Genomic DNA, 7,061 nt, shown 5'->3' with positions numbered 1-7,061 from the left:
CAAACAACGCGGTTTATGCAAAATGTGGATCTGCTTCGTGCCGATACCGATAGACTGGAAGCCCGAATCAAACGACTGCAAAACATTATTGAGAAAAAAACATGAAAATCAGTCAGTTCGGACGTTTATTGCAAATTAATCATGTTTTGGGCCGCCATCGTCTCGACGAGCTGATTCTGGCTATACATTTTTTCCGCCCCTATCGTTTTCTGAGCTGGTTTTCACCTTATCGCTGGCGCCATAAAGCCGACTTGCCTAGAGGCGAGCGAATTCGCCTGGCGTTGCAGGATTTAGGACCAATTTTTGTCAAGTTTGGTCAAATTCTTTCTACCCGCCGTGATTTATTACCGGAAGATATCGCTGATTCACTGGCCAAACTGCAGGATCAAGTTGCGCCCTTCCCTAACGATATTGCATTAGCACTTATTCATGCTGCCTATGAAGAAGGTGAACCGGAACGTATTTTTAGTCATATTGAAGCTGATCCGCTGGCCTCTGCTTCAATCGCTCAAGTACATGCCGCTACATTGACTGATGGTAAGCAGGTTATTCTTAAATTAGTGCGTCCCGGTATTGAGAAAGTTATTCGCCGCGATGTCGACCTGCTTTATACCCTCGCCGGTTTAGCGGAAAAATACTGGTCTGAAGGCAAACGTCTACGTCCTCGTGAGGTGGTCGCTGAACTGGAAAAAAACCTGTTTGATGAACTGGATATGTTGCGTGAAGCCGCATCCGCTTCACAGCTGAAACGGCATTTTGCTGATGAACGTTTATTGTATGTGCCAGAAGTCTACTGGTCATTAACCAAACCAAACCTGCTGGTGCAGGAACGGGTATTTGGTGCCCCGATAAGTAATATCGCGTTGTTGAAACAACATAATATCGATTTGGAATTGCTGGCCACCATCGGGGTGGAGATCTTCTTTACCCAGGTATTCAGACACAGTTTCTTTCATGCTGATATGCACCCAGGCAATATTCTGGTCGATGTCAGTAATCCCCAGTTACCACGTTATATCGCTATTGATTTCGGCATTATGGGCACTCTGTCGCCGGATGATCAGCGTTATCTGGCTGAAAACTTTCTGGCGTTTTTCAATCATGATTATCGCCGGGTGGCCGAACTGCATATCCAGTCAGGCTGGGTTCCGGCAGAAACACGAATGGATGAATTTGAATCGGCGATTCGCAGTGTCTGCGAGCCCATTTTTGCTCGTCCACTGAAAGAGATTTCATTTGGACAGCTTTTGTTGAGACTGTTTCAGACTGCCCGACGCTTTAATATGCAGATCCAACCACAACTGGTTTTACTGCAAAAAACACTGTTGAATATTGAAGGTCTGGGTCGTGATCTGTACCCGGATCTGGACTTGTGGCAAACCGCTAAACCGATTCTGGAACAATGGATGAAGGAAAAGCTGGGCTGGCAGGCGGCCGTTAAATCGCTACAGAAAGAAGTACCGACCTGGGCCGAGACTTTACCGACATTGCCCAGAATGCTGCATGATTTAACCAAACAAGCTCAGGCCGGACAATTGCATATGCAATTATCATCACAGGATTTGGAAAAGATTCGTCGTGAAGTTCGTCATTCAAGTTATCGAACAGCCACCGCTGTCAGTGGTGCAGCCTTTATTGTGGGTGCAGCGATAATTAAAGGCCTGGATGGTTATTCATCGAACATGTTGGCCGGCATGCCGGTGCTTAGCTGGGTTTTGGGGCTCTGGGGCGGATTAATGCTTTATTTCAGCCTGCGCAGTTCCGATTGATCAGAACAAACCACTGATCACACCTTTATCATCAATATCGATTCGCTCTGCCGCAGGAATCTTAGGCAGACCGGGCATAGTCATCACATCTCCACAAAGCACGACAATAAAGCCCGCGCCTCGTGACAAACGCACATCCCGAATGGTCAAGGTATGTTGATCGGGGGCGCCGCGTAAGCTGGGATCGCTACTAAACGAATAAGGTGTTTTTGCCATACATACTGGCATATCACCATGTAACGATTGAAATTCGCCCAGTTTTTTCAGTACTTTTTTATCGGCAATCACTTCATTAGCCCCATACAATCTCTTGGCAACAGCATTGATTTTGTCCCATAAAGTTGCACTATCGCTATACAGCAATTCGCATTTACCCGGTTTCTGTAATTTTTCAACAACTGTACGAGCAAGCAACTCGGCCCCCGCCCCACCTTCAGCCCAGTGTCGGGCCAGAACAGCTGTCGCTCCCATAGACTCAACAGCCTCTTTAATCAATGCGATTTCTGAATCAGTGTCCTGAATAAAATGGTTTATCGCCACCACACATTCCAGACCAAACTCATTTTGTAAATTATGTAAGTGCTTACGCAGATTGGTCAGCCCCTTATCAAGTGCTGTGAGATTTTCAGCTGACAAATCCGGTACGTTAACACCACCATGATATTTCAATGCTTTTACAGTGGCGACAACTACCGCCAGATCAGGACGGATACCGGCTTTACGGCATTTTATATCAATAAACTTTTCAGCCCCCAAGTCGGCACCAAAGCCAGCTTCAGTCACCACATAATCACTCAATTTTAATGCCATTTTGGTAGCAATGACCGAATTGCAGCCGTGTGCAATATTGGCGAAAGGTCCACCGTGGACAAACGCTGGATTATTTTCCAACGTTTGTACTAGATTCGGTTTAATCGCATCTTTGAGCAGCGCCGTCATAGCTCCATGAGCATTTAAATCACTGGCATATCTTGGCGTGCCGTCAATGGAATAACCAATCAATATATTGCCGAGCCGCTGTTTTAATTCGGATAAAGAGGCTGCCAGACAGAAAATTGCCATGACTTCCGAGGCAACCACAATATCAAAGCTGTCTTCACGCACAAAACCATTTGCAGGCCCCCCCATTCCTATCGTGATCTGCCGTAAGGCACGATCATTCATATCAACAACCCGCTGCCAGGTGATCTTGCGAGTATCCAACTGAAGCGAATTACCATGATGAATATGGTTATCAATCATGGCTGCCAACAGATTATGAGCTGCTGCGATAGCATGAAAATCACCGGTAAAGTGCAGGTTGATATCTTCCATCGGAACCACCTGCGAATAGCCACCACCCGCAGCACCGCCTTTCAATCCAAAGCAAGGGCCCATAGAGGGTTCACGAACACAAACCGTAGCTTGTTTACCAATTCGGTTGAGCGCATCGCTCAGCCCAATCGTAGTGGTGGTTTTACCTTCACCAGCCGGTGTAGGGCTTATGGCGGTAACCAGAATCAGTTTGCCATCGGGCTTTGTTGCCAAATCGTCCATCACCTGTAGAGATACTTTGGCTTTATAACGGCCATAGCTATCCAGATCATCGACCTGCAAACCTAACTTTTGCGTGGCGATCTCGCTAATATTCTGCATTGTGGCTTGTTGGGCGATTTCAATATCTGACATGCTATTTTCCGAATTTTGGCTCTGCGGGCATTATACGCGAGTTAGTTTATGGCCCTATATTCGGGCCACTACTTATTCGCCCCAGCGAGGCATCAACTGATGTTTTATTGAGGCTTGATCAAGAATTCTGGCCACCACAAAGTCGACTATATCTTCGAGTGTTTGCGGCCGAAAATAAAAACCCGGATTGGGCGGCATGATACATACACCCAGTCGAGAAAGTTTCAGCATATTTTCCAGATGAATTGGCGAAAACGGTGCTTCTCTCGGCACCACAATTAACTTACGTTGCTCTTTAATCATGACATCAGCGGCACGATTAATCAGATTATCACTGCCGCCACAAGCGATGGCAGACAAGGTTCCCATGGTGCAGGGACAGACAATCATTGTGGGGACTGAATGAGAGCCACTGGCAAGTGGCGAAGACCATTGTTGTTCGCCATAAAGCTTTAATTGTTCAGGTTGGCAGGCAAACTGTGTGACTAAAACTTTTGTCGCATCGGCAGCACGCGCTGGTAACTTCCAGTCCAATTCATCCGCTAATACAATTCTGCCGGCAGCTGAAATCATCAGATGAACGGTTATTCCCTGACTGAGTAATTGCTCTAGTAAACGTTTGGCATAAGGCGCACCTGATGCACCGGTAATAGCTAACGCAATTTGTTGTGGATCAGTCATTGTCCAATGCATCCAGAATTTTTTGATGAATACCACCAAAGCCACCATTGCTCATCACAACAATATGATCGCCTGATTTGCTTTGACTGACCAACTGAGCGACGACATCATCAATACTTCGATGCAAGACTGAGTTATTACCCAGTTGCTGCTGAATACTGTCTAACGACCAGGTCAACTGTGGATCCTGATACAAGATAACCTTATCAGCCGCTTGTAGTGAGGCGGCTAAAGTTTGTTCATGAACGCCCATTTTCATAGTATTGGAACGCGGCTCTAATACGGCAATCAATCGTTGCTGACCAATATTGGCTCGCAAGCCTTGCAAAGTCGTGGCAATCGCTGTCGGATGATGGGCAAAATCATCATAGACTTTGATACCCCGGCATTCACCACGCAGTTCAAGACGACGCTTAACCCCTTTAAACTGATTTAATGCTTCACAGGCATGTTCGACAGTCACACCAACGTGATGAGCGGCAGCAATTGCCGCCAGAGCATTATTAACATTATGTTTGCCAAGTAATGACCAGTTCACCTGTGCTCTCTGCTGTTGATGCTGCACGGTGAAACAATGGCCATCTGCTGCCATTTCGGTTAATTGCCAGTCAGCTTCTTCACCATCCAAAGTTTGTCTGGGTGTCCAACAGCCTCGTGCCAGGGTCTGTTCAATAGCAGCAACATCATAAGGAGTAATTACCAGACCTTCGGCAGGAACAGTACGAATCAGATGATGGAACTGGGTTTGTATTGCAGCTAAATCAGCAAAAATATCAGCATGATCAAACTCCAGATTATTAATCACCAGAGTGCGCGGACGATAATGAACAAACTTGCTGCGTTTATCAAAAAACGCCGTGTCATATTCATCGGCTTCAATTACAAAAAAAGGCGTATTACCTATAGCGGCAGATTGACCAAAATTACCCGGCACTCCACCGATCAAAAAACCGGGTTGCATGCCAGCATATTCCAGAATCCAGGCCAACATACTGCTGGTTGTTGTTTTACCGTGGGTACCGGATACCGCCAACACCCAGCGGTTGACCAGAATATTTTCAGCCAACCATTGTGGTCCGGAAATATAGGGTAAGCCCTGATTGAGAACATACTCAACTGCAGGATTTCCGCGAGACATCGCATTACCCATCACGACTATATCAGGTGCTGGTTGCAGATGTTCTGCTAGATAGCCCTGCATAACATTGATACCTGCTGCAGTTAACTGATCACTCATTGGTGGATACACATTGGCATCAGAACCAGAAACCGTAAAACCACGATCACGCGCTAGTAAGGCAAGCCCCCCCATAAACGTGCCGCAGATGCCTAAAATATGAATATGCATTTAGGTCACTCCGGACATAACTAGGCCATTAATGATAATGGCGAGAACAACATACAAAACAGTAAGTGCAACTGCTTTTGGGGCTGTTGTTTCAAGTGTGCGACGGATGATATGTGCTGTAACCATTAAGCTCCAGAACATCACCAGCATCAATGCAAATAAAATGAAATTTGCCGTATCCGATTGTTCAGCATATTGATGAAATGCCCATAATAATGGCATTGCCAATAGCCCCAATAAGCTGCCAGTTCCAGCCATGGCCATCAATGTTTGTTGATAACGTGGCAGGTAGTTATTCGTTCTTAGTAATAAATATATAAATGTCATCAGCACGACCAGATCGCTTATACCTATCCACAAACTAATTCGTAGTGACATATCGATCTGATTCATTAATACGCTGACACAAAAATATGCCAACAATACCAATTGCAGTAGTTGATTATTTGCTGGAAGGCTATCTGGTCCTGAGCGGAACAGACAAATATCAGTAAATTGCAGTATAAATTTCATGAGCGGCATGATAGCGCGTCAGCAATCGTTCACAAAATATTTATTGTCATTGTTGCATTTTCTTCCATAAAAAAAACCGACAGCAATGAATGCTGTCGGGCTCTAATTTTCAAGGAGCTATGAACTCAATCGTCCAGCGCGACCCCCCAGGGGAATGCACCGACTTTAATAGTTTCAATACGTTCTTGTTTGGCAGTATCTACAACCGATACAGTTCCATCGACTCCATCAGAAGTGTATAGCCGTGAACCATCTTTGGAAATGTCTAATCCCCAAACTCGTTTACCTACTGGCACATTACCTTTTAACTCAAGTGTATCAGCATCTAAGAAGGCAACAGAATTACCGCGACCAGTGGTGATATACAACATTTTATCGTCGGGACTAACCTTGATATCCATTGGTTTAGAGCCTTCGACATCAATTACTGCTTTCTTAGTAATTTTCAATGTTTCCATGTCAATGATGGCAACTTCATTACCAATCTCACTAGTTGCATACGCCAAGCTGCCATCACTGTTAAATGCCAGGCCGCGTGGGCGCGCGCCAACCACTAAGTGTGCTACCGCTTCGTAATTAGTTGTTTCGATAATATGCACCATATTGCTTGATTCACTAGTAACCAATGCGTATTTACCTGTAGGAGATACAGCGACACCCTCAGGTTCAATACCTACTTGAACAACTGCAAGCTTTTCACCTGACTTGGGATCAAGGAAGGTGGCCTCACCATCATCTTCATTTGAAATCACGATATGCCCGGTAACCGGATTAACACCAAATGTTTCAGGATCATCACCAGCATCCAGAGTTTTAACCACTTCCAAAGTATTAACATCAACAACAGCGATAGCGTTATCCTCACTGATTGCAACATAAAGCATTTTTTGATCAGGTGATAAACCAATACCACGCGGACGTTGCCCAATATCAATGGTGGTTTCCACTTTATTGGTGCGGGAATCAATAACACTCACGGTATTATCTTTTTCGTTTGTGGCAAACAAACGGTGTGTTGGTTCTGCAGCGGCTGCAGTACTCGCCAGGATCATTGAACTTAGTAATAGCGTTTTAAATTTCAT

The 7,061-nt window shown here is 45.3% G+C and carries 6 protein-coding genes; 1 reads left to right on the top strand and 5 read right to left on the bottom strand.

What is annotated here, in order from left to right; all coding sequences use genetic code 11:
• The first annotated feature begins 101 nt into the window (after positions 1-101).
• Complete coding sequence (ubiB, locus tag ACN0V2_RS11975; RefSeq protein WP_417551055.1) at positions 102-1,769, top strand: ubiquinone biosynthesis regulatory protein kinase UbiB; 1,668 nt, start codon at positions 102-104, stop codon at positions 1,767-1,769.
• On the opposite strand, the gene ACN0V2_RS11970 is transcribed toward ubiB, so the two are convergent.
• The 5 genes from ACN0V2_RS11970 to ACN0V2_RS11950 all read right to left on the bottom strand — a co-directional run bounded on the left by ACN0V2_RS11970 (position 1,770) and on the right by ACN0V2_RS11950 (position 7,061).
• On the bottom strand, positions 1,770-3,437 hold the full coding sequence (locus ACN0V2_RS11970; protein ID WP_417551054.1) for a formate--tetrahydrofolate ligase: 1,668 nt from the start codon (positions 3,435-3,437) through the stop codon (positions 1,770-1,772).
• A gap of 72 nt (positions 3,438-3,509) precedes the next feature.
• On the bottom strand, positions 3,510-4,118 hold the full coding sequence (locus ACN0V2_RS11965; RefSeq protein ID WP_417551053.1) for a UbiX family flavin prenyltransferase: 609 nt from the start codon (positions 4,116-4,118) through the stop codon (positions 3,510-3,512).
• Positions 4,111-5,466, bottom strand: coding sequence for a UDP-N-acetylmuramate:L-alanyl-gamma-D-glutamyl-meso-diaminopimelate ligase (mpl, locus tag ACN0V2_RS11960; protein WP_417551052.1), 1,356 nt, complete (start codon positions 5,464-5,466; stop codon positions 4,111-4,113). Before mpl ends, ACN0V2_RS11965 begins: the two co-directional genes overlap by 8 nt.
• Positions 5,467-5,979, bottom strand: a complete 513-nt coding sequence (locus ACN0V2_RS11955; protein WP_417551051.1) for a hypothetical protein — start codon at positions 5,977-5,979, stop codon at positions 5,467-5,469.
• Between the two features lie 125 nt (positions 5,980-6,104).
• Complete coding sequence (locus ACN0V2_RS11950; RefSeq protein ID WP_417551050.1) at positions 6,105-7,061, bottom strand: PQQ-dependent catabolism-associated beta-propeller protein; 957 nt, start codon at positions 7,059-7,061, stop codon at positions 6,105-6,107.

The organism is Methylophaga sp., from assembly GCF_048266885.1.
Lineage (GTDB): Bacteria > Pseudomonadota > Gammaproteobacteria > Nitrosococcales > Methylophagaceae > Methylophaga.
Note: the sequence above shows the minus strand (reverse complement) of the source record. Positions and strands in the feature narration are given on the sequence as shown.

Coding starts and splice junctions, on each gene's coding strand:
- ubiB (WP_417551055.1), top strand. CDS start 102: ATGAAAATCAGTCAGTTCGGACGTTTATTGCAAATTAATCATGTTTTG.
- ACN0V2_RS11970 (WP_417551054.1), bottom strand. CDS start 3,437: ATGTCAGATATTGAAATCGCCCAACAAGCCACAATGCAGAATATTAGC.
- ACN0V2_RS11965 (WP_417551053.1), bottom strand. CDS start 4,118: ATGACTGATCCACAACAAATTGCGTTAGCTATTACCGGTGCATCAGGT.
- mpl (WP_417551052.1), bottom strand. CDS start 5,466: ATGCATATTCATATTTTAGGCATCTGCGGCACGTTTATGGGGGGGCTT.
- ACN0V2_RS11955 (WP_417551051.1), bottom strand. CDS start 5,979: ATGAAATTTATACTGCAATTTACTGATATTTGTCTGTTCCGCTCAGGA.
- ACN0V2_RS11950 (WP_417551050.1), bottom strand. CDS start 7,061: ATGAAATTTAAAACGCTATTACTAAGTTCAATGATCCTGGCGAGTACT.